We start from the raw sequence: 21,626 nt of genomic DNA, 5'->3' as shown, positions 1-21,626 counted from the left end.
TAAAAATGGTTCTTTTTTAAATAATATGCAAGAATCTTTGAGAAATGATTTTTATTTATTGATTTTCAGGAGTAAATCAAGAATCTCGTTTTGGAAAGCTGCAAATCCAAAATCCTTGGTATCAACACATTCTATGGTTTGATGTCCGTAAAAACCTTCAAGAGGGCCAATTTCCGCTATTTCCGGCTTAAAAATGATTTTGTCGTTTTCCAACACTTCCTTATATCGGATTCCTACCGAATGTCCTGCATCAAATTCAGGGTTTACCGCCTCTGGATGCTTTACCAGCACATCAAAAAATAACTTATAGTTACCTGGAATTGAAAAATAATCACCTGTTTTATAGTCGTCGATTTTATCTGTGGCAATAATTTTCAACGCTTCTACAATCGATAAAAAAATTAACTCTCGGGTTTTCTCCCGCTCATAGTCTTTGGGATAATGGCCGGACTCGAACAAAATGGTCGGCACCCCCAACATTTGCAGTGTATCTCCAATGCAATTATCGTTGAATCCGTCATCGTACCTGCCCACCTGCCCCGGAATATGTTTTTGCAACATGGCGTCCATACCAATAATCAGTTTCATGGCCACTTCCCTTGCAGGGGTAATGTGGCGTTCTTGGTTGCTTGCCGGAGATAAAAAAGAGACCGTCGCCGGTTTGTCTGTTTTACCGGCACTAAACAGGGTACGTTGATCATGTAGGTTAAAACAAAAATCTGGCTGAAACGATTCAAATAGTTTTCGGAAAGCTATGCTTTCGGGCTGTGTCAAATTTTTGGCATCGCGGTTCAAATCTACCTTGTTTATATTCTCGCGAGTATACACATTGGCCCCGTCTGGGTTTAGCATGGGTATAATCATTAAGGTACATTCCTTTAAAATGGTTTTGGCCAATGCTTCCTCCGATTGCATAAAATTGACCATGTCCCATACCGCCTTGGTCGTGGTTGATTCGTTGCCATGCATTTGGGACCACATAAGTACCTTCTTTTTTCCCGTACCGATTTTAAGAGCATTTATTTTAATGCCATTGACGGAATCCCCGATATGGATTAAAGGTGATGATAGTTTGGAGAAACAAGGCTGAATGGATGCTATGTTAATGTATCTACCTTGAATGGACTTCTCTTTATATAATGAATAATCAAGCATAAAGTTTTGTAATTAAAGTTTACAAAAGTAACCAACCTAATATTTACAATTGTAATCAGTTTTGAATCACCCGTGACACATTTGTAACTCGAATTGATGTACCTCCACTTCCTTTTGTGATAAATGTAAACAATAACTTTATTTTACAACACAAAATACATTATATCAGTAATATATAATTATTTATTTAAATGTTTTATTTCAAAAAAATGAATTTATTTCATGGTGTACACCCTATGTTAATTTGAATTGTGCTATCTTAGATATTAAATAATTTACATTTGTGAACAAAGAGATTGTAACCCGTATAGAAACTGTTATCGAGCATTTGGAGTTATCTGTTTCTGCCTTTGCCGACGAGATTGGTGTGCAGCGTTCGAGCATCTCCCACTTGTTGAACGGACGAAATAAGCCTAGCTTGGATTTTGTGATGAAATTGGTCAACACCTACCCCGAAGTGGATTTGTATTGGCTGTTAAAGGGTGAGGGACGATTTCCAAAGGAAAGCACCAATCAGGATGAGATAAATGACACTAAAATCACTAAAGCGATGGAAGAACCGTATGTGGATGATTTTGTCATTCCCTTTTCTAAAGAAAAGAAGCACGAGCTACAGTCCAAAAACCCGTATAAAATAGTTATGTTTTATTCCGATGGTACTTTTGAGGTTTACAACACAAAAAAGGATTGACCCTTTCAACTACTTTCCGTTACTTTGCAGGTATGACAAAACATCTTCTTTTCGGGTCAATAATGCTATTGTTTTTGGCCTGTGGGCAGCCGCCACAACGTAATTGTAACGATTTTAAAACTGGTAAATTTTCGTTTACCGCAACCATAAATGGTGAAGAGAAGAAAACCACATTCAACAGAACCACAGATTTGGAAGTGGATGAATTTGAAGGGAAAACGGATTCTTCATCGGTTCGCTGGATAAACGATTGTGAATATGTGCTAAAAAACTTGAACCCCAAGAACAAGGCAGAAGAAAAACCGATTCACATCAAAATATTGACCACTACTGAGTCTTCATACACTTTTGAGTACAGCGTAGTTGGTGATAATCGCAAGTTTAAAGGAACTGCCCATAAAATTGATTGATTTAGGGAGTTGCCAATTCAATAATTTGGATTTATAAAAATCAGTTGGGTCTTTGGTAAGCAAGTTCCGGGCTGGCTTCCTTTTGTTTTTTAAACAATCGCTGTTGTTGTTTCACTGTTAAAGTGCTGCCATCGTGGCTCCATCCTGGAGGGCCAAAAATGTACATTAATTTATGGGAGAGTTTTTTCGATTTTTTGACATCGTTCCAAATATCCTTGAATTCGTGGGTAAGGATAACTACGGGATTGTATGATTCTGGAGCATGGATTACGCCGTACTTAACATCGACATCATCATCAAGCTCCTTCCATGTGCCAAATATTTTATCAAAAATATTCAAGAAACCGCCGTGGTTTTTATCTAAGTACTCCACATTTTGTGCGTGGTGTACTTGGTGCATGGTGTGTGTGTTGAATATTTTTTCCAAAAATCCGAGTTTGGGAACGTAAACCGTGTGCAATTGAAATTGCCATAATGCTTCAATCCCTAAACATACCAGTACCATTTCCGGTGGAAAACCAATTGCAGGCAACCATAAGTAAAAGAAGGGTTTGTATAAAATAGTGAACCATCCGTTCCTTATCGCCGTACCTAAATTAAAATTATCGGAAGAATGATGCACTATATGTGCAGCCCATAAAATACGGACCTCGTGATTGGCCCTATGGAACCAATAATAGGTGAAATCGTCGCCCAATTGACAAAGAATCCAAACGTACCATGCATATCCAAAGGATTCATACCCCATAATGTTGGTTCTTACTCCCCCAACAACTGGATTGAACAACTCATAGGTCCCTTCAAAAAGGAGTATGGCAAAGGCAACCTTGAACAAAGGCCCAAGGATAGCAGAGCCAATCCCCATAAAACCACTGGCCGCTAAATCTTTCCAGTTATAAAGATCGTGGTGTTCATGATCATGGGTTTTACTGTAAGTTAATTCTAATAAAATAAAGGCAATAAATACTGGTACACCATATACCAGTGGGTTTGTAAAATCCATATAGATGTATTAATCGGTCTGCTTGTAAAGTGTGTAACTCGCGTGAAAATTAGCCATAAATCACATCAAAACAAAGTGGTTTGGTCGGAACTGTCATTCTTAGTGCCAATATCATTATCATCGTTGTCTATTTGCTCTTCATCCACTACTTCAATGTCTTCGGTTTTTTGTTCCTCGGGTTCCTCGTAAGGTAAGGAATCCAAAACATTTATATTTTTCACTTTTTCTGGAGTAAGCTGATTTCCAAGTGCTTTTATCCCTTTTACGGCAATAAATTCTTCCACGTTTATTTCTTGGTTTGGTTTGGGGTCTTTGCCTCTGGGCTTAACAAATTCAATTTCCAACATGGGTCTCCAGTCGGTAGATACCAGCTCCAAATACGATTTAGAATCTTCGGAGATCACCACCTCTTCTTTGTTGGGGCTTTCCACCAAAAACCTTTTCAAGTAAAAACGTTCCTTATCACCTACGTAGTGCACTACCGAAATAGGTTTGTCGGGATTCCACTTTTCCAACACGATCATATCGTCATTAAATCTTGTCAGTAAATCTGGCGGAATGGTTTTTACAATCCCCTTCTGGTCTATCACCAACAATAGGTCGTCGCCCCGGAACTCACCGAGCAACTCCCCTCGTCCATCCACATTAAGGCGACTTACCACATCATCGAACCAAATTTTTCTTGGTTTAAGTGTAGATACACCTTTTTCCTTTAGTTCGATGCGTTTTACGGCATATTTGGTGACTAAATTTCCTTTGGAGCCCCTTCCCTTGATCAGAACATCGGAAAAATCCAAATCCCATTTTAATTTTTTGATACTACCTGATTGGCGTAACATTACCGTGACCACCTCGGCTTCACCATTTGGGTTTGCCGAAAAATAAAGTACTTCTGCAGATGGCTTGTCCCCAGCCAGCTGATAAATTTTGTCCCGTGTCATACTGGTGACATTGAACCTTTTGATGTAACTAGGCCCACCTTTCATGAGCTTGTAGATCATGTTGTAGGTAGTGCGCTTGTCCTTCTTTTTAAAAACAGCCACATGGATAATGTTTTTGCCAACAAACACCTTGGAGTCCACCTTGGTCACCATCATCTCCCCTTTCTCTGTAAATACAATAATATCGTCAATATCACTACAGTCAGTAACGTATTCATCCCGTTTTAAAGAGGTGCCGATAAAGCCTTCTTTGCGGTTTACATAGAGTTTGGTGTTTCTGATCACCACTTTGGTGGCTTCAATATCATCAAAAATCTTTATTTCGGATTTACGCTCCCTTCCTGCTCCGTATTTCTTTTTTAGTTCTTTAAAATAGTCGATGGCAAATTCGACCAAATGCTCCAAGTGATGCTTGGTCTGCGCAATCCTATCTTCCAAACTTTCAATAAGTTGTTGTGCCTTGTCCAAATCAAACTTTGAAATTCGTTTGATTCGTATTTCGGTCAAACGAACAATATCATCCCGGTTCACCTCTCTTTTTAAATGTGAGATGTGTGGCTTCAAGCCTTTGTCTATGGCTTCGATTACACCTTCCCAAGTTTCCTCCTCTTCGATTTCTCGATAAATCCTGTTCTCTATAAAAATTCGTTCCAAGGAAGAAAAGTGCCATTGCTCCTCCAACTCGTCCAACTGTATTTCAAGTTCTGCTTTAAGTAGTTCCACAGTATTGTCAGTGGATCTTTCAAGCATCTCCTTAATACCGATAAACAAGGGCTTGTTGTCTTCAATAACACAACCAAGCGGGGATATGGACGATTCGCACGCCGTGAACGCATAGAGGGCATCAATGGTTTTATCAGGAGAGATGCCGTTGGGCAAATGCACCAAAATCTCTACTTCGGCGGCCGTGTTGTCCTCTATCTTTTTTATTTTGATTTTCCCTTTATCATTGGCCTTTAAGATGGAGTCAATTAAAGAGGAAGTGTTGGTACCGTAGGGTATCTCATTGATGACCAAGGTATTCTTGTCCAAGGTCGATATTTTTGCCCTCACCCTGATCTTTCCGCCTCGCATTCCATCATTATAATTGGTCACATCAATGACCCCTGCCGTTGGGAAATCGGGATAAATGGTAAACCTTTTTCCTTTTAGGTGTTTTATGGATGCATCTATCAACTCGTTAAAGTTGTGCGGGAGTATTTTTGTGGAAAGGCCTACCGCAATGCCCTCGGCTCCTTGGGCCAAAAGAAGTGGAAATTTTACAGGTAGATTTACAGGTTCCTTTTTTCTGCCATCATAAGAAAGTTGCCACTCCGTAATTTTTGGGCTGTACACCACTTCCAGGGCAAACTTGGACAATCGGGCCTCAATATAACGAGGTGCGGCAGCTCCGTCTCCTGTTAAAATGTTCCCCCAGTTCCCTTGGGTATCGATAAGTAAATCCTTTTGCCCAATTTGGACCATGGCATCGGCAATACTCGCATCACCGTGCGGGTGATACTGCATGGTATGCCCCACCACGTTGGCCACTTTGTTGTATCGGCCATCGTCCAGTTCCTTTAGCGCATGCATGATCCTGCGCTGCACGGGCTTAAACCCATCCTCAATAGCAGGTACGGCACGCTCCAATATTACATACGAGGCATAATCCAAAAACCAATCCTTGTACATCCCCGTTACCTTGATCAGGCTGTCTTGGGACTCGTCATGGTTTTCTAAACTCTCATCGTTCAGTTCTTCATTTTCTTCCATTTAGAAAGTCGGCATTTATTTGGGTTGTAGTTGGTTTTCTTCCACTAAATCAAGTTCCACTTTAAGGTTGTTGATGATGAATTCTTGTCTGTCGGGAGTATTTTTTCCCATGTAAAACTTCAGCAGTGCATCAATGCTCATGGCTTTGTCCAGCATCACGGGCTCCAAACGGATATCATCACCGATAAAATTTTTGAACTCATCCGGAGAAATTTCGCCCAATCCCTTAAATCGGGTAATTTCTGGTTTTCCAGAGAGTTTTTCAATGGCATTTCTTCGCTCTTCATCACTGTAACAATAAATGGTTTCTTTTTTGTTACGTACCCTAAATAATGGGGTTTGCAGAATATATAAGTGGTTTTCCTTGATCAATTCAGGAAAAAATTGTAAAAAGAAGGTAATCAACAATAATCGAATGTGCATTCCGTCCACATCGGCATCCGTTGCAATTACAATATTGTTATATCTGAGGTCTTCCATGGAATCCTCGATATTGAGCGCCGCCTGCAACAAATTGAACTCTTCGTTCTCGTACACGATTTTTTTGGACATTCCGTAGGAATTCAACGGTTTGCCTCGCAAACTGAATACCGCCTGCGTATTCACATCCCTGGATTTGGTAATGGAACCCGATGCGGAATCCCCCTCTGTAATAAACAGGGTGGTCTCCAAACGGCGGTCTTTTTTCATGTCCTGCAGATGGATGCGGCAATCTCTTAGCTTTTTATTATGAAGACTGGCTTTCTTGGCGCGGTCCCTGGCCAATTTTCGAATGCCCGAGAGTTCTTTACGTTCTTTCTCAGCCTGAACAATTTTCTTTTGAAGAGCGTCGGCAGTTGCTTGGTTCTTATGGAGGTAATTGTCCAAATGCGTGCCGATAAAATCATTGATGTAGGTACGGACGGTAGGCAAATCGCCTCCCATGTCGGTCGAGCCCAGCTTGGTCTTGGTCTGGCTCTCAAATACAGGCTCCATCACTTTAATGGAAACTGCGGAAATGATGGATTTCCGAACATCCGAAGCATCATAGTTTTTTCCGTAGAAATCACGGACAGTTTTTACTATGGCTTCCCGAAAAGCAGATTGGTGTGTTCCCCCTTGTGTGGTATGCTGTCCGTTTACAAAGGAATGATACTCCTCACTGTATTGAGTTTTGCTATGGGTCATGGCAACCTCAATATCATCACCTTTTAGGTGAATGATGGGATAGAGGAAATCCTCGTCATTGTTATTGTCTTCCAACAAATCCTTTAAACCATTTTCCGAATGGAATTTTTCACCATTGAAAACAATGGTCAAACCGGGATTTAGATAGACGTAGTTTTTGAGCATGCGCTCTACATACTCGTTCCTGTACTTGTATTTTTTAAAGATGGATTCGTCGGGGATGAAACTTACTTTTGTCCCCTTTCTTCTGGAAGATTCTCCCAAAAGTTCTTCGTTGACCAAATTCCCTGTTTCAAACTCAGCGGATTTGGATTGGCCGTCTCGGTTGGATTCCACCCTAAAATAAGAGGAAAGTGCATTCACCGCTTTGGTACCTACCCCGTTCAATCCTACGGATTTTTTAAAGGCACGGGTGTCGTACTTACCTCCGGTATTCATTTTGGAAACCACGTCCACCACTTTCCCAAGTGGAATGCCACGACCGTAGTCGCGAACGTGAACGGTATTGTCCTTGATGTTGATTTCGATGGTCTTTCCCGCCCCCATCACAAATTCATCAATGGAGTTATCGAGCACTTCTTTTAGAAGAATATAAATACCATCATCTGCGGAGGAACCGTCGCCCAATTTTCCAATGTACATCCCCGGACGCATACGAATATGCTCCTTCCAGTCCAGCGAACGGATATTATCCTCAGTATATTGGGTGTCTGCCATTAGTTAAGGGTTAATCATTGCAATATAAAATTTAGGAGCAAAAATAAAAGGGTGTAAGGTAGAAAGTAATCAACAATAGAAAACAATAATTGTTAATATATATCAGCCTTTAGCCCGCCTTTTTCCTTGGATTGATAGATAGGTCACTCCAAAAATAACAACCATCATTCCAACGAGCTGCCAATACGTGAGTTTTTCGTTCAAAAACACAAAGGCGAGCAAAATAGTGGAAATAGGTCCCAAGCTTCCCAGAATTGAAAAATTGGATGCTCCCAATCGTTCAATGGCGGCCGATACCAAAAATGATGGGATAAAGGTAGCGAAAATAGCCATGGCCAAACCATAAGCGTACACGGGCCAAGGATAATCCATAAATTCCCAATGGCCCGATACCAAATAATGCGCCACGATACAAATGGTGGACACTATCATGGCATAACACGTAAATCGAAGTACTCCAAATTTGGGAATCAACCAACCACTGCCCACTAAATAGGATGCGTAGGTGATGGCGCTCAACAATACCAAAAATCCACCCAACAAAACTTTGTTCCCCGCAATATCCAATTCATCCCAAAAGGTTATCAGCACTCCAATATAAGTGACGGCAATGGCAATAAATTGAACTCGGGTAATTTTTTGTTTAAAAATGAGCCAACTCAGGAATACTACAATGGTCGGGTATACAAATAGAATGATGCGCTCCAATCCGGCCTTAATGTAATTCAGTCCCAAAAAATCGAAATAACTGGCCAAATAATAGCCCACGAATCCAAAAAGAAAGAGCCAAGCATAATCTTTGGTTTTAATTTGAGCTTTTGCGGATTTTTTCCGAATCAAAAAGAGAATAATAATATAAAACGGTAAGGAAAATAGCATCCGAAACAACAGCAAATCAAGTGTGCTCACCTCGTATTGGTAGGCCAATTTCACCATTACGGCCTTGGAGGAGAATAGCACCACTCCCAAAATACCGTATAAAATCCCCAAGCTTTTACTGGACATGTGGCAAAGCTATTTTATACTCGTAAACTAAAATGTAGTAAGTGGTGTTGATTACAATGCCCAGTGGCTACACGTTAAACCTAAAGTGCATCACATCACCGTCCTTAACAATGTATTCTTTGCCTTCCACGCGCATACGACCTGCTTCTTTCACTTTAGCTTCGCTCCCATATTTTACGTAATCGTCGTAAGCGATAACCTCGGCGCGGATAAAGCCCTTTTCAAAATCGGTATGGATAACACCTGCTGCCTGTGGAGCGGTTGCCCCTACGGGAATGGTCCATGCGCGGACCTCTTTCTCCCCAGCAGTAAAATAAGTTTCCAGATCAAGTAATTTATAAGCACCACGAATTAATTTGGCAGAACCGGGCTCGGAGAGTCCAAGGTCTTCCAAAAACATTTGGCGCTCTTCATAGGTCTCCAATTCGGTAATATCTGCCTCAGTGCCCACGGCCAAAAAGATAACTTCAGCTTTTTCTTGAGCTACCGCCTCTTTTACTTTTTCCACGTAAGCATTTCCATCAACGGCTGAGCTTTCATCTACATTACAAACATACATTACGGGCTTGTCCGTGATCAACTGCAATGGTTTCACAAATTCTTCCCGACCATCTTCGTTAATTTCAATAGCTCTGACCGATTTTCCAGCTTCCAAACCTTCTTTTAACGCAGAAAGTACGGCTTCTTCCTTTTGGGCTTCTTTATTGCCTGTTTTGGCGGCGCGCTTTACTTTGTCGAGCTTTTTCTCAACGCTCTCCAAATCTTTTAGCTGCAATTCCATATCAATGGTCTCCTTATCCCTGATTGGATCTACGGAACCATCAACATGAACCACATTATCATTGTCAAAACAGCGAAGTACGTGCAGAATAGCATCGGTTTCGCGGATATTTCCCAAAAACTGGTTTCCAAGTCCCTCTCCTTTGCTGGCACCTTTTACCAAACCGGCAATGTCCACAATTTCTACCGTTGCGGGGATTACACGCTCGGGATTTACCAATTCCTCCAATTTCTCCAAGCGTTGGTCGGGTACATTCACCACACCAATATTGGGTTCTATGGTACAAAAAGGGAAATTGGCACTTTGTGCCTTTGCGTTGGACAAACAGTTGAAAAGTGTTGATTTTCCTACGTTGGGCAATCCTACAATACCTGCTTTCATCTAAATTCTTGTGTTTTGAGGCTGCAAATATAAGTTGAAGTTTTGGTACTGGAGCCTAATAACCTTGAATGAGTAAATAGAAGCCCATCACTACCAAGGCTATGATGCCAAAAATGGCGATCAAGGACAATATGCATCCCGCTTGTTTCCAAATACCGTTGTATGCTTTCTCTTTTTCTTGCATAAAAAACCCCGAACCTTGGTTCGGGGCTAAATTAAATGTTTTTTATTGCTTAACCATCGGGGTGCATAAACTTTTGCTTGCCCAATAGCTCTTCTTCGGTTTCTACATGGTCTTCATCAGGAACACAACAATCCACCGGGCATACCGCTGCACATTGGGGTTCTTCGTGAAATCCTTGACATTCCGTACATTTATCGGGAACTATATAATAAAGCTCATCGCTAACAGGTTCTTGAACTTCATCGGCATTGACCTCTTTGCCATTGGGCAAAACTACATCGCCGGTCAGCGAAGTTCCATCACTATATCTCCATTCATCCGCACCTTCATAAATTGCTGTGTTTGGGCATTCTGGCTCGCAAGCACCACAATTTATGCACTCATCTGTTATAATAATTGCCATAATTTTCTTTTCCTTTTGGGTTGATTCTTATCAGCATGCTTACTTTTGACAAAAATAAACCCTACTAAATTAGTGTACAAATTTAATGGCTCCGTATATTAAAACCATAGAAGCTTTTGTTAAACTTGGAAAATACCTAACGGATTTTTGTGATAAATGTTATTCCAAAAGCGCGAAAGTTGATGCTGAATTCAAGGAAATCATATCCAAGGCCGGACACCATAACGGATGGTTCACAAAGGACAACATATTGTTTTCCCTAAAACAATGGGGCGATTTACTTACTGAAGAAAATCTCAAGGATTGGTTGTCCAATTATACCTTTAACAAAACAAGTGATCCTAAAACGGTGGGCATTGTAATGGCGGGCAACATCCCACTAGTGGGTTTCCATGATTTCTTGTGCGTATTGCTCTCTGGAAACAAGGTGTTGGCCAAACTGTCGTCCAACGATAAAGTGCTGCTACCATACCTGTCAAAATATTTGATTCAACAGGAACCCTCACTCGCAGATAGGATTGGGTTCGTTGACGGAAAACTCGAAAACTTCGATGCCGTTATCGCCACGGGAAGCAACAATACAAGCCGTTATTTTGAATATTATTTTGGAAATAAGCCCAACATCATACGAAAAAACAGAAATTCGGTCGCTGTCCTTACCGGAAATGAAACCGAAGAAGAACTAAAATCACTTGGCGAGGATATTTTCAGGTATTATGGATTGGGTTGTCGCAACGTATCCAAAATCTATGTGCCAAAAGAGTATGATTTTGATGCATTGTTCAAAGCGCTATATGATTACAATGACATCATTCACCAACATAAATATGCCAATAACTACGATTACAACAAGGCGGTTTATTTAATGAGCCAATTCAAGATTTTGGATAATGGATTCTTGGTCTTAAAAGAAGACGAAGGCCTCTCCTCCCCTATTTCTGTAGTGTTTTATTCATATTATGATGATGAAACAAGTTTGAGAAAAGAATTGGAAGCACTTGAAGAACAGATCCAATGTGTGGTTTCAAGTAAATCAAGAGAAAACGAGGTGAAATTTGGAGAAACGCAAAAGCCAAGTCTTAACGACTACGCGGATGGAATCGACACTATGGAATTTCTCCTTCAACTTTAAGAAAATCCTAACCTACGGAACCGTTTATAGATCCAACAATTTTTAAGACCTTTATCCCTTAAACCTAGGTAATGAAAAAGCACAATTTTAGCGCAGGCCCTTGCATTTTGCCCGCAGAGGTAATGCAAAAGGCATCCGAAGCCGTTCTGGAACTGGATGGCATTGGTCTTTCACTTATAGAAATCTCCCACCGCAGCAAAGCGTTTGTGGACATTATGGAAAAAGCTAGAGCCCTTGCCTTGGAACTTTTGGGGCTCGAAGGCAAAGGGTACCAAGCTCTGTTCCTTCAGGGGGGCGCAAGTATGCAATTCCTAATGACCGTCTATAACCTTTTGGAGAAAAAGGCAGGATATGTAAACACGGGAACATGGAGCCAAAAAGCCATTAAGGAAGCTCGCTTGTTCGGTGATATTGTGGAAGTAGCGTCTTCCCAAAAGGATAATTTCAACCATATTCCGAAGGGGTTCGATATTCCCTCCGATTTGGATTATCTGCACCTAACTTCCAACAATACCATTTACGGAACACAGTTTAAGAAATTCCCAAAAACCGATGTGCCCTTGGTATGTGATATGAGTTCCGATATCTTTTCCAGACAGCTCGATTTTTCTCAGTTTGACCTGATCTATGCAGGAGCACAAAAAAATATGGGCCCGGCCGGAACAACTCTTGTGGTTGTAAAAGAGGATATTTTAGGTAAAGTATCCCGAAAAATACCATCAATGCTGGATTACTCGGTTCACATCGCCAAGGACAGTATGTTCAATACCCCACCTGTTTTTGCGGTCTACGTTTCCATGCTTACTATGCAATGGTTGAAGGATTTGGGAGGAATCGCCGCTATTGAGGAAATCAATGAACGCAAAGCGAACTTGATCTATTCGGAAATTGAACTCAACCCTGTTTTTTCTGGAATTGCCACCAAGGAAGACCGCTCCAATATGAACGCCACCTTTAACATCACCGATGACGAATTAAAGGATGTATTTGATGAAATGTGCAAAGAAGCAGGAATAAACGGAATAAACGGCCACCGTTCCGTTGGTGGTTACCGTGCTTCCATGTACAACGCACTTCCTTTGGAAAGTGTAGGCGTGTTGGTAGATATAATGAGTGAACTCGAAAAGAAAGGATAAATTTAATGGCGAATATTTTAGCGAATGATGGCTTGGCCCAATCAGGAATCGACTTGCTTGAAAAAGAAGGTTTCGAAGTAAAAAATACAAGGGTCGCCGAAGAGCAATTGGCAAATTATATCAACAAAAACAACATTGAAGCACTTTTGGTGCGTAGCGCTACAAAGGTCGACAAAAAGTTGATTGACGACTGCCAAAGCTTAAAGTTGATCGGTCGCGGTGGTGTTGGTTTGGACAATATTGATGTAAAATATGCAAAATCCAAAGGCATACATGTGTTCAACACGCCAGAGGCATCTTCAGAATCGGTAGCTGAACTGGTTTTTGCGCATTTGCTCAATGGGGTACGCTTTTTGCACGATTCCAACAGAAATATGCCTTTGGAAGGTGATAGTCAATTTAAGCAACTCAAAAAGAGTTACGCAACTGGTATTGAACTTCGCGGAAAAACCTTGGGAATAGTAGGTTTTGGCAGAATTGGTCAAGCTACCGCTAAAATGGCACTTGCTTTGGGTTTGGAGGTGCTATTTACAGACCATAATACCAAGGAGGTTACCATTTCGGTTCCTTTTTTTGATGGACAATCCGTTAGTTTCAATTTGAAAAACAACGATTTAAAAAAAGTGCTCGCAAATTCTGATTTTGTGAGCCTGCATGTACCATCACAAGAAAAATACCTGATTGGAAAAAAAGAATTGGCACTCATGAAACCAGGCTCTGGAATTGTAAACACCTCACGCGGTGGTGTTTTGGATGAAGTTGCCTTGGTTGAGGCTTTGGATTCCGACCATCTGGCTTTTGCAGGACTCGATGTGTTTGAGTCAGAACCCAATCCAGAAATCAAAATATTGATGAATCCCAAAATTTCTCTCAGTCCCCATGTTGGTGGTTCCACAATCGAAGCGCAGCAACGTATCGGGATTGAATTGGCCCAAAAGGTTATCAAATTGCTAAAGTGATGGGGTTCTGTTTGTAAACATCTTTTCTAACCCCATTTTTTTGTACATTGTCTTTTTTAACTTTAACACTAACACAATGTCAGGACTACTAGATTTGATAAATAGCCCAATGGGCAAACAATTGGTCAGCGGTGTCGCTGGTCAAACAGGGCAATCGGAAAGCAAAACAGCAGATGTTTTGAGCATGGCAATGCCCCTTTTAATGGGTGCCATGAAGAAAAACGCATCGACCCCGGGAGGGGCACAAGGACTTATGGATGCGCTCTCTTCCAAACACGATGGTGGCATTTTGGACGATTTGGGAGGCCTTTTCGGAGGTGGTGTGGACCAAAATGTAATGGATGATGGCGCAGGAATCTTGGGCCATATCCTTGGTTCCAAACAACCCCAAGTAGAAAATGCCTTGAGCAGCAAGTCAGGTATCGATGCTGGTACAGTCTCACAAATATTAAAAATTGCTGCCCCTATTATTTTGGGCTATTTGGGAAAACAGACCAGACAACAAAATGTAAGCAGTCCCGAAGGATTAAATGGCCTTTTGGGTGGACTAATGGGTGGTGGAAAAACAGCGGCCAAACAACAATCCCTTGTGGAAACATTTTTGGATAGTGATGGAGACGGCAGTGTTATAGATGACTTAGCTGGATTGGCCCTTGGAGGAGGTCAAAAGAAAGGCGGTCTTGGTGGAATGCTGGGCGGGCTTTTCGGAAAATAAAAATTCAGCCAACGGTATTTAACAAAGCCATTTGAATTTTCAAGTGGCTTTTTTTGTATCTTAATAAGATGGAAAGGAAACTAATACATACATTATTATTATTTTGTTTAGTGTTTTGTTTTGGTCTGGTTTCTTGCACCTCGCAAAAATCAACCTTGGATGTTTCGAGTGAAGAAAAGGCACTATTTGATTCGGGGGATGAAGAACCCGTAGAGATTGCCGATGATGAAACCGAGTACGAAATCATCATAATAGAACCGGGTTTTTACACTTGGTTAAATTCTATTGCTCGGCCTGAGGGCTACTATTCCCAATCATTTTTGGAGAATAGAAATGCAATCATGGTTATTACTTGGAACCAAAGAGTGCTACAACCTCAAAGATGGAACCCCAACCTATACGAAATGCAAATTAACTACGACCCAAGTATCGATTATGGTTACGAAGTCAACTATAAACTCTATAACTACTTCATTTATTTTCAAAGAAAATACAATCAGCGACTAGGGCCTTTTCTCCCAAGAATTTAATGTGTTATTTTTGCAGTTCTAAATTTTTGCGATGCAGAAACTAAAACAACGCTGGGAAATCCAAAGAAATTGGCAACTTTTATTTCCGATTTTGGGTGCAATGTTGACACTATTTACCGCCTATGCTATTGTTCAGGGATTCGTAAATGCATTCGGTTTGGAGGGGCATACCTACGAGTGGCCCGTTCTATTTGTTGCTACACCAATATTGTATTACTTTTTGGTAAAATTCTTTATTTGGTGCTTTAAAAAAGTGGAAAACAAATGGAAAGTGGACTATAAATGGGAAATGATAGCCATTTTTATTGTTTTTGCGATTACCGGTAGTCTTTCCGGTAAATTGGCCGGTCCCTTGGTCCATTGGATCGGATTGGATAGTGAAAATGTACATTCTGCAGTGTATTGGGCACTCCGGATCCTATTGATTTTTCCCATCTACCAAATTCTCCTTGTTTTTATTGGCTGGTTGTTCGGTCAGTATCAATTTTTTTGGGATTTTGAAAAAAAGATGCTTAAACGCATGGGGTTAGGTGCTTTCTTTTCATAGTTTATAACTTTTTTAACATAAAAAGAGTAAGTGCCTTAGTTACTTTTGTGAAGTATGTTTACCAACCTCCATAAACGTATACTCATCTTTGTTTCCATTGTAATGGTGGCGGCAATTATAGCCCCCTCCTTTATTAAATTGGGACACGCTTTATATGAGCACAACCAAGAAGAGCAATGTATTGCGTATGGCACCAATCATATTCATGATGCCAATCTGGATTGTGATTTTCATGACTTTACCCTAGTCAATAAAGTACTATTCAATTTTTCTTTTACCTACATTCCGGTCAACATACCTGAAATAAGGTACACGACTTCCATTTACAACTTTATTTACAAGCCCAAAAAAGTTTCTTTTCGAGCTTTACGTGCTCCCCCAACAGTTTCATAGTAAGTACCGATTGATTTAAGTTTTTTAAACCATTTACTTTTTACAATGAAACAATTTTATATTTCAATGCTTTTGGCATTGACATCCATTTATGCCTATTCCCAAAATACACTTTCGGGAAACGTTTCGGAAGCTGAAACTGACGAACCCTTGGAGCAGGTTTCCGTTTATATACCCCAATTGGAAAACGGAACGGTTACTGACCAAAATGGGAACTATTCCCTCAAAAATCTTCCAGAAGGAAACTATAAGCTCGTTATCTCTTACATAGGATTTGAAACCTATTCAACTTCAGTGGAAATCAACTCTGGAAACAACCAATTTGATTATCAAATGGTACCATCTGCCATAGAAATGGATGAAGTGGTACTGTCTACTCCCTTCCATAAATTACAGCGCGAAAACGTGATGAAGGTGGAACAAAAATCCATGGAAGAGCTGAAACAACAAGGTGGCATAACACTGTCTGAAGGAATTACGAATATCCCAGGGGTTTCCTCTGTCTCTACAGGTGTGGGAATTGGAAAACCCGTCATCCGGGGATTGAGTTTTAACCGTGTCCTAGTTTACACTCAAGGGGTTCGTTTGGAAAACCAGCAATATGGTGGTGAGCACGGTTTGGGTATCAACGATGCCGGGATTTCCAGTGTGGAAGTAATCAAAGGACCTGCATCCTTGCTTTATGGTTCCGATGCCTTGGGCGGTGTACTCTATTTAAATCCGGAAAAGTTTGAAGCCTCTGGCCAAACTTCAGGAGATGTAAACATGAGATATTTTACCAATACCTTGGGGTACAATGCCAATGCAGGTTTTAAAACATCTGGGGAAAAATTAAAGTTTTTGGTACGTGGTGCTTACGCTACCAACGCCGATTATGAAACTGGCGACGGAACAAGCGTTACAAATTCTAGGTTTAACGAAGCGGATTTAAAAACCGGTCTTGCCTACCAAGTATCTAAATTTAAGACGGAACTCCGATACAATTACAATGCTTCGGAGCTTGGTATTCCCGAAGAAATTGGGGTTCAGAACAACGATCGTGATCCGTTGGAGCCTTATCAAGAGCTTTCCACACATATTATAAGTTCTAAAAACAACCTTTTCTTTAAAAAATCGAGTTTAGAGGCCACTTTTGGGTATACTGTAAACGACAGAAAAGAGTTCGAGGAGCACCATCACGATGAGCATGAAGGTGAGGAACATGAAGGCGAAGAGCATGAAGAAGGAGAAGGAGCTGCTTTGGACATGCGTTTGAGTACCTTCAACTACAACATCCAATTTAATCCGCAATGGGGAAAAATGACAACCATTTTCGGGGTTCAGGGAATGCATCAAACCAATGAAAACTTCGGGGAAGAAGTGTTGGTGCCCAATGCTACAACAAACGATTTTGGTGTTTTGGCCACTTCTCACATTCATTTCAACAAAAGTGATTTACAAATTGGATTGCGTTACGACCTTAGATCTATCAATGGTGAAGAAAGTGGTATCGAAGGGGATGAAGAATACATTCCTGCTTTGAACAAGGATTTCAACAGTTTCAACGCTGCTGTAGGTTACCGAATGGACTTGACTCAAAACGTAATGGGTCGATTAAACTTGGCAACTGGCTTTAGGGCCCCTAACCTATCGGAATTGACCTCGAATGGTTTGCACAGCGGAGCGAACCGAGTGGAAATTGGTAACCCAGATTTGGATAGTGAGCAAAATTTTCAGATTGATTTGGCCTTGGAGTACGGTAACAAACACCTTGAAGCCTACATTAATTCATTTTATAATATTGTAAATGACTATATTTATTTGGAGCCAACCGGAGAATTCCGAGAATTAGATCCAATTTATGATTTTCAACAGCAAAACGCCATTTTGTATGGTGGTGAGTTCGGATTCCACCTGCACCCCCACCCTATTGATTGGCTCCATTTGGAAAGTAGCTACGATATTGTTTTTGGTGAATTGGAAGATAAATCCGACCTCCCCTTGATTCCAGCCAACCGTTGGACAAACACTTTTAGAGTGGAATGGAACAAAAGTAAACAAGATTATAAATGCTATGCGTTTGTAACGCTTCAAACCTTTTTTGACCAAAATAAAGTAGCAGATTTTGAAACTCCTACTTCCAGATACAATCTATTTAATGTTGGTGTGGGCGGCGATTTACGAATCTTCAACCAAAAAGTGGGATATTCCATTACAGGAAACAACCTTTTTGATAAGAACTATATCTCACATTTGTCCAGATTAAAAGCAGATGGTATTGCCAATATCGGAAGAAACATTTCTTTCAATTTGAATGTTCCGTTGTGATAATAAATTGGCAGTAAATTATAAATTGAAAATCGTCAGTTCGAGTCATTTTCGAGTATAGCGAAGAAAATTGTATCGAGAACAAGTTCTTTCTAAATCAAATCAGAATAAATCAAGGTCAATCTTTTTTAGGTTGACCTTTTTTCTTGCTCAAAAGATAAGTATAAATCCAGGTCAAGGTAAAAGTAGGGATTACGTCCATACCAGGCACCAGCTCCTCGGCAAAAGTCACCAAACCTGCTGCCTGTCCTACCCTGCCCTTGTAAAGTCTGGTCATGAGCCATCCCGCAACGGGTGCCCAGATTACATCGGAAAACTCTCCAATTCCTGGAATCATAAAGGATAGCATACCAATGCCATCGAACAATAATCCCAGTAGTAGATTACGATACTTGTTATCTTTTTCTTCTACCATAAAGGAAAAATAGCAATTCCCGCTTAATTGAAAAAGCAGTTTATGACAAATCAGAGCTGATGAGCTTTAAAAACTCGTTTCTGGTCTCAATTTTTTCAAATTGTCCTCTAAAACCCGAGGTTGTCGTCACAGAGTTTTGTTTTTGCACACCACGCATCATCATACACATATGGGCGGCCTCTATTACAACGGCAACGCCTTTGGGTTTTAATGTTTTGTTGATGCATTCCAGAATATCGTGCGTCAAACGTTCCTGCACCTGCAACCTACGTGCAAAAACATCTACAACACGGGGAATTTTGCTCAGACCTACAATATGCCCATTGGGAATGTAGGCTACATGAGCCTTCCCAAAAAAGGGGAGCATGTGGTGCTCACAAAGCGAATAAAGCTCAATATCCTTTATTATGACCATATCGTCATAATCCTCTGCAAACATGGCTCCTTTCAGAATTTCTTCGGCGTCCTGTTTGTAACCTTGCGTTAAGAAAAGCATAGCTTTTGCGGCACGTTCAGGGGTTTTTAAAAGCCCCTCTCGGGTTACATCCTCTCCGATATCCTCCACTATCTTTGAGAAATGCTCTTTTACCTCATTGGTAATTTCAATATTATACTCTTCGAGGTTTCTATAGGGTGCCATGCTTAAGTTTTTTTGAAAAATAGTTGTTCAGTTTTTTGATCTTGGGATCAATTATAATTTGACAATACGGTTGTTTCCTATGTTGGTTGTAATAATTATGATGGTCTTCTTCTGCCAAATAAAAGGGTTTTTCAGCAGATATTGCTGTTACAATTGGGGAATCGAACACTTCTTCTTTTTCCAAAAGTTTGATAAAGTCCTCTGCCAATTCCTTTTGTTCCGCAGTAGTATAGAAAATTTCACTGCGATATTGCGTGCCCACATCATTTCCTTGACGATTTAACGTTGTGGGGTCGTGAGTGGCAAAAAAAATTTCCAATAACTCTTTATATGATATTCGTGAAGCATCAAATGTTATTTTTACTCCCTCTGCATGTCCTGTTCTTCCTGTAGCAATCTCTCTGTACGCAGGGTTTTTAATGGTGCCACCCGTATAACCGGAAACCACCTCCTCTACTCCATTAAGTCGCTGAAAAACAGCTTCCGTGCACCAAAAACACCCTCCGGCAAATATTGCGGTTTCCAATTTTAAATTATTTTTGTTCATATAATTTGATTCAAAGTTAAACAATATTTGATTGAGAAAATGAATTCTAGCAAATATTAATATAATCCTTGGTCGAAATTATCATAAAATTATCTTTTGCTGTTTACAAGCAGAAACCGGGTGTAAAAAATGTAATCTTCCATCTTAAGGCATGGTTCCCTGCCCAATTACTTAAAAGGGCGATACATATTTGAATCATTCTACAAAAACATTGATAAAACATTGCAGGTTTTACCCATGTAATTGGATGGGTGGGAATTTATAGTTGATAGTAAACCCTTTACACCATAGTCCTTGCTTTTGCCTTTAACCATAAACCCCTACCTTTGCATCCTTGTAAAAATCCGAGAATTTAGTTTTTAATAACATATTAATCAACATACAATGCAAAACGGAATCTACGCAAAATTCAATACCACCAAGGGGGAAATACTGGTAAAACTTACCCACGATAAAACACCGGGAACTGTTGGCAACTTTGTTGCTCTGGCTGAAGGAAATATGGAAAACAATGTAAAACCACAGGGCAAACCATATTATGACGGCCTAAAATTTCATAGGGTAATCGCCGATTTTATGATCCAAGGCGGATGCCCAGCCGGAACGGGAACCGGAGACCCAGGCTATAAGTTTGATGATGAGTTCCACCCTGATTTGGTACACGATGGCCCCGGAGTGTTGTCCATGGCCAATGCCGGACCCGGTACTAATGGAAGCCAGTTTTTTATTACGCACGTAGCTACTCCTTGGTTAGATAACAAGCATACTATATTTGGTCGTGTAGAAGAAGGCCAGAATATTGTGGATTCCATTGCACAAGGCGATACTATTGAAACCTTGGAAATTATTAGGGTTGGAGATGAAGCCAAAAACTGGAATGCCGTAGAAGCCTTTAGGGTTTTTGAAGGAGCTAGGGAAAAGCGAATTGCCGAACAAAAGGCTGCCGCAGAGGCAGAAATGGAAAAATTGGCCGCTGGGTTTGACAAGACCGATAGTGGGCTGCGCTATAAAATGATTCAAAAGGGAGGTGGTGCCAAAGCTGAAAAAGGTAAAACCGTTTCCGTTCATTACGAAGGTGCATTGACCAACGGACAAATTTTCGACTCTTCCTACAAAAGAAACCAACCCATTGACTTTGTTTTGGGGATTGGACAGGTAATACCGGGATGGGACGAAGGAATTAGCCTACTGCAGGTAGGTGACAAGGCCCGTTTTGTAATTCCATCTCATTTGGCTTACGGAAGCACAGGTGCAGGAGGGGTTATTCCCCCGAACGCAACACTTATTTTTGATGTGGAACTGGTGAACATGAAATAACAAGACTCACGAGAATTTATAAAAAACTCCCATAAAAATGGGAGTTTTTTATTTAGCTCTGTTTACACTTAATAAAAGCAAACAAAGATTAAGAGCAAGTAATGTAATTAGAATACTGAAAAAAATGGTCATGGTTGTAACGTATTTATTACATAACATCCCAACGTTAAAAAACCCTACCTATTGCCTAAAATATTTTTTCAATTACTTTTTGGAACCGTTTACACTCCACAACAACAACAGTGCATTAACGATCAAAAGGAACGAGAGTACTCCAAAAAAAGTGTTCATTTAAATTGGATTTAATGGTTATGGGGAACAGTGTGTTTATAGCTTAGATAGTAAAAAAATAAATGGTTGCGTGAGATTAAAGAAAAATGCAAAAAAAAGCCTGGGCA

General features: G+C 40.5%; 22 protein-coding genes. 11 read left to right on the top strand and 11 right to left on the bottom strand.

Going from position 1 to position 21,626, the window contains the following annotated elements; genetic code table 11:
- Positions 1 to 51 precede the first annotated feature (51 nt).
- Positions 52 to 1,155, bottom strand: coding sequence for a M14 family metallopeptidase (locus AC13CS_RS06410; RefSeq protein ID WP_293163051.1), 1,104 nt, complete (start codon positions 1,153 to 1,155; stop codon positions 52 to 54).
- A gap of 283 nt (positions 1,156 to 1,438) precedes the next feature.
- On the opposite strand from AC13CS_RS06410, the gene AC13CS_RS06405 reads away from it, so the two are divergent.
- A complete protein-coding gene (locus tag AC13CS_RS06405; protein ID WP_293163048.1) occupies positions 1,439 to 1,846 on the top strand; it encodes a helix-turn-helix domain-containing protein in 408 nt (135 codons plus the stop codon).
- Positions 1,847 to 1,878: 32 nt separating this feature from the next.
- A complete protein-coding gene (locus tag AC13CS_RS06400) occupies positions 1,879 to 2,256 on the top strand; it encodes a DNA topoisomerase IV (protein WP_293163046.1) in 378 nt (125 codons plus the stop codon).
- A 40-nt stretch (positions 2,257 to 2,296) separates the two neighbouring features.
- Here the strand turns inward: AC13CS_RS06400 and AC13CS_RS06395 are convergent, their stop codons facing one another.
- From AC13CS_RS06395 to AC13CS_RS06365, 7 genes are all read right to left on the bottom strand, one after another.
- Complete coding sequence (locus tag AC13CS_RS06395) at positions 2,297 to 3,259, bottom strand: sterol desaturase family protein (protein WP_293163043.1); 963 nt, start codon at positions 3,257 to 3,259, stop codon at positions 2,297 to 2,299.
- Between the two features lie 65 nt (positions 3,260 to 3,324).
- Positions 3,325 to 5,952, bottom strand: coding sequence for a DNA gyrase/topoisomerase IV subunit A (locus tag AC13CS_RS06390; protein WP_293163040.1), 2,628 nt, complete (start codon positions 5,950 to 5,952; stop codon positions 3,325 to 3,327).
- Between the two features lie 15 nt (positions 5,953 to 5,967).
- Positions 5,968 to 7,836, bottom strand: coding sequence for a DNA topoisomerase IV subunit B (locus AC13CS_RS06385; RefSeq protein ID WP_293163037.1), 1,869 nt, complete (start codon positions 7,834 to 7,836; stop codon positions 5,968 to 5,970).
- A 102-nt stretch (positions 7,837 to 7,938) separates the two neighbouring features.
- Positions 7,939 to 8,841 (bottom strand): DMT family transporter, encoded by a 903-nt coding sequence (locus AC13CS_RS06380; RefSeq protein WP_293163035.1) that lies wholly within the window; start codon positions 8,839 to 8,841, stop codon positions 7,939 to 7,941.
- 67 nt (positions 8,842 to 8,908) lie between these two features.
- Positions 8,909 to 10,003 carry a redox-regulated ATPase YchF gene (gene ychF, locus AC13CS_RS06375; protein ID WP_293163034.1) on the bottom strand — a complete coding sequence of 365 codons (1,095 nt, stop codon included), beginning with the start codon at positions 10,001 to 10,003 and terminating at the stop codon, positions 8,909 to 8,911.
- A 55-nt stretch (positions 10,004 to 10,058) separates the two neighbouring features.
- Positions 10,059 to 10,187 carry a hypothetical protein gene (locus AC13CS_RS06370; protein WP_293163032.1) on the bottom strand — a complete coding sequence of 43 codons (129 nt, stop codon included), beginning with the start codon at positions 10,185 to 10,187 and terminating at the stop codon, positions 10,059 to 10,061.
- A 49-nt stretch (positions 10,188 to 10,236) separates the two neighbouring features.
- Complete coding sequence (locus AC13CS_RS06365) at positions 10,237 to 10,590, bottom strand: 4Fe-4S dicluster domain-containing protein (protein ID WP_293163031.1); 354 nt, start codon at positions 10,588 to 10,590, stop codon at positions 10,237 to 10,239.
- A gap of 85 nt (positions 10,591 to 10,675) precedes the next feature.
- Here AC13CS_RS06365 and AC13CS_RS06360 point away from each other — a divergent pair, with 85 nt between their 5' ends.
- The 8 genes from AC13CS_RS06360 to AC13CS_RS06325 all read left to right on the top strand — a co-directional run bounded on the left by AC13CS_RS06360 (position 10,676) and on the right by AC13CS_RS06325 (position 18,309).
- A complete protein-coding gene (locus tag AC13CS_RS06360; RefSeq protein ID WP_293163029.1) occupies positions 10,676 to 11,722 on the top strand; it encodes an acyl-CoA reductase in 1,047 nt (348 codons plus the stop codon).
- Between the two features lie 71 nt (positions 11,723 to 11,793).
- On the top strand, positions 11,794 to 12,858 hold the full coding sequence (gene serC / locus AC13CS_RS06355; protein ID WP_293163027.1) for a 3-phosphoserine/phosphohydroxythreonine transaminase: 1,065 nt from the start codon (positions 11,794 to 11,796) through the stop codon (positions 12,856 to 12,858).
- A 5-nt stretch (positions 12,859 to 12,863) separates the two neighbouring features.
- Positions 12,864 to 13,817: a D-2-hydroxyacid dehydrogenase gene (locus AC13CS_RS06350; protein ID WP_293163025.1), complete on the top strand. Its 954-nt coding sequence runs from the start codon at positions 12,864 to 12,866 to the stop codon at positions 13,815 to 13,817.
- Positions 13,818 to 13,893: 76 nt separating this feature from the next.
- Positions 13,894 to 14,532: a DUF937 domain-containing protein gene (locus AC13CS_RS06345; RefSeq protein WP_293163023.1), complete on the top strand. Its 639-nt coding sequence runs from the start codon at positions 13,894 to 13,896 to the stop codon at positions 14,530 to 14,532.
- A 155-nt stretch (positions 14,533 to 14,687) separates the two neighbouring features.
- The gene (locus tag AC13CS_RS06340) at positions 14,688 to 15,062 is read left to right on the top strand and encodes a DUF6146 family protein (RefSeq protein WP_482888691.1); all 375 of its coding nucleotides are present in this window, start codon (positions 14,688 to 14,690) and stop codon (positions 15,060 to 15,062) included.
- A gap of 31 nt (positions 15,063 to 15,093) precedes the next feature.
- Positions 15,094 to 15,609 (top strand): DUF6787 family protein, encoded by a 516-nt coding sequence (locus AC13CS_RS06335; protein WP_163624767.1) that lies wholly within the window; start codon positions 15,094 to 15,096, stop codon positions 15,607 to 15,609.
- A gap of 54 nt (positions 15,610 to 15,663) precedes the next feature.
- Positions 15,664 to 16,002, top strand: coding sequence for a hypothetical protein (locus AC13CS_RS06330; protein ID WP_293163018.1), 339 nt, complete (start codon positions 15,664 to 15,666; stop codon positions 16,000 to 16,002).
- Positions 16,003 to 16,047: 45 nt separating this feature from the next.
- Positions 16,048 to 18,309 (top strand): TonB-dependent receptor, encoded by a 2,262-nt coding sequence (locus tag AC13CS_RS06325; protein ID WP_293163016.1) that lies wholly within the window; start codon positions 16,048 to 16,050, stop codon positions 18,307 to 18,309.
- Between the two features lie 118 nt (positions 18,310 to 18,427).
- Here AC13CS_RS06325 and AC13CS_RS06320 read toward each other — a convergent pair whose 3' ends face one another.
- The 3 genes from AC13CS_RS06320 to msrA are packed head-to-tail and all read right to left on the bottom strand — an operon-like array spanning position 18,428 to position 19,911.
- Positions 18,428 to 18,724, bottom strand: coding sequence for a hypothetical protein (locus AC13CS_RS06320; protein WP_293163013.1), 297 nt, complete (start codon positions 18,722 to 18,724; stop codon positions 18,428 to 18,430).
- A 40-nt stretch (positions 18,725 to 18,764) separates the two neighbouring features.
- Positions 18,765 to 19,364 carry a GTP cyclohydrolase I FolE gene (gene folE, locus AC13CS_RS06315; RefSeq protein ID WP_293163011.1) on the bottom strand — a complete coding sequence of 200 codons (600 nt, stop codon included), beginning with the start codon at positions 19,362 to 19,364 and terminating at the stop codon, positions 18,765 to 18,767.
- The gene (gene msrA / locus AC13CS_RS06310) at positions 19,351 to 19,911 is read right to left on the bottom strand and encodes a peptide-methionine (S)-S-oxide reductase MsrA (protein ID WP_293163009.1); all 561 of its coding nucleotides are present in this window, start codon (positions 19,909 to 19,911) and stop codon (positions 19,351 to 19,353) included. Before msrA ends, folE begins: the two co-directional genes overlap by 14 nt.
- A gap of 384 nt (positions 19,912 to 20,295) precedes the next feature.
- Between msrA and AC13CS_RS06305 the strand changes: the two genes are divergently transcribed.
- A complete protein-coding gene (locus tag AC13CS_RS06305; protein WP_293163007.1) occupies positions 20,296 to 21,228 on the top strand; it encodes a peptidylprolyl isomerase in 933 nt (310 codons plus the stop codon).
- Positions 21,229 to 21,626 lie beyond the last annotated feature (398 nt).

It is taken from the genome of Flagellimonas sp. B-3 (assembly GCF_056857835.1).
This window is presented reverse-complemented; position numbering and strand designations above follow the sequence as displayed.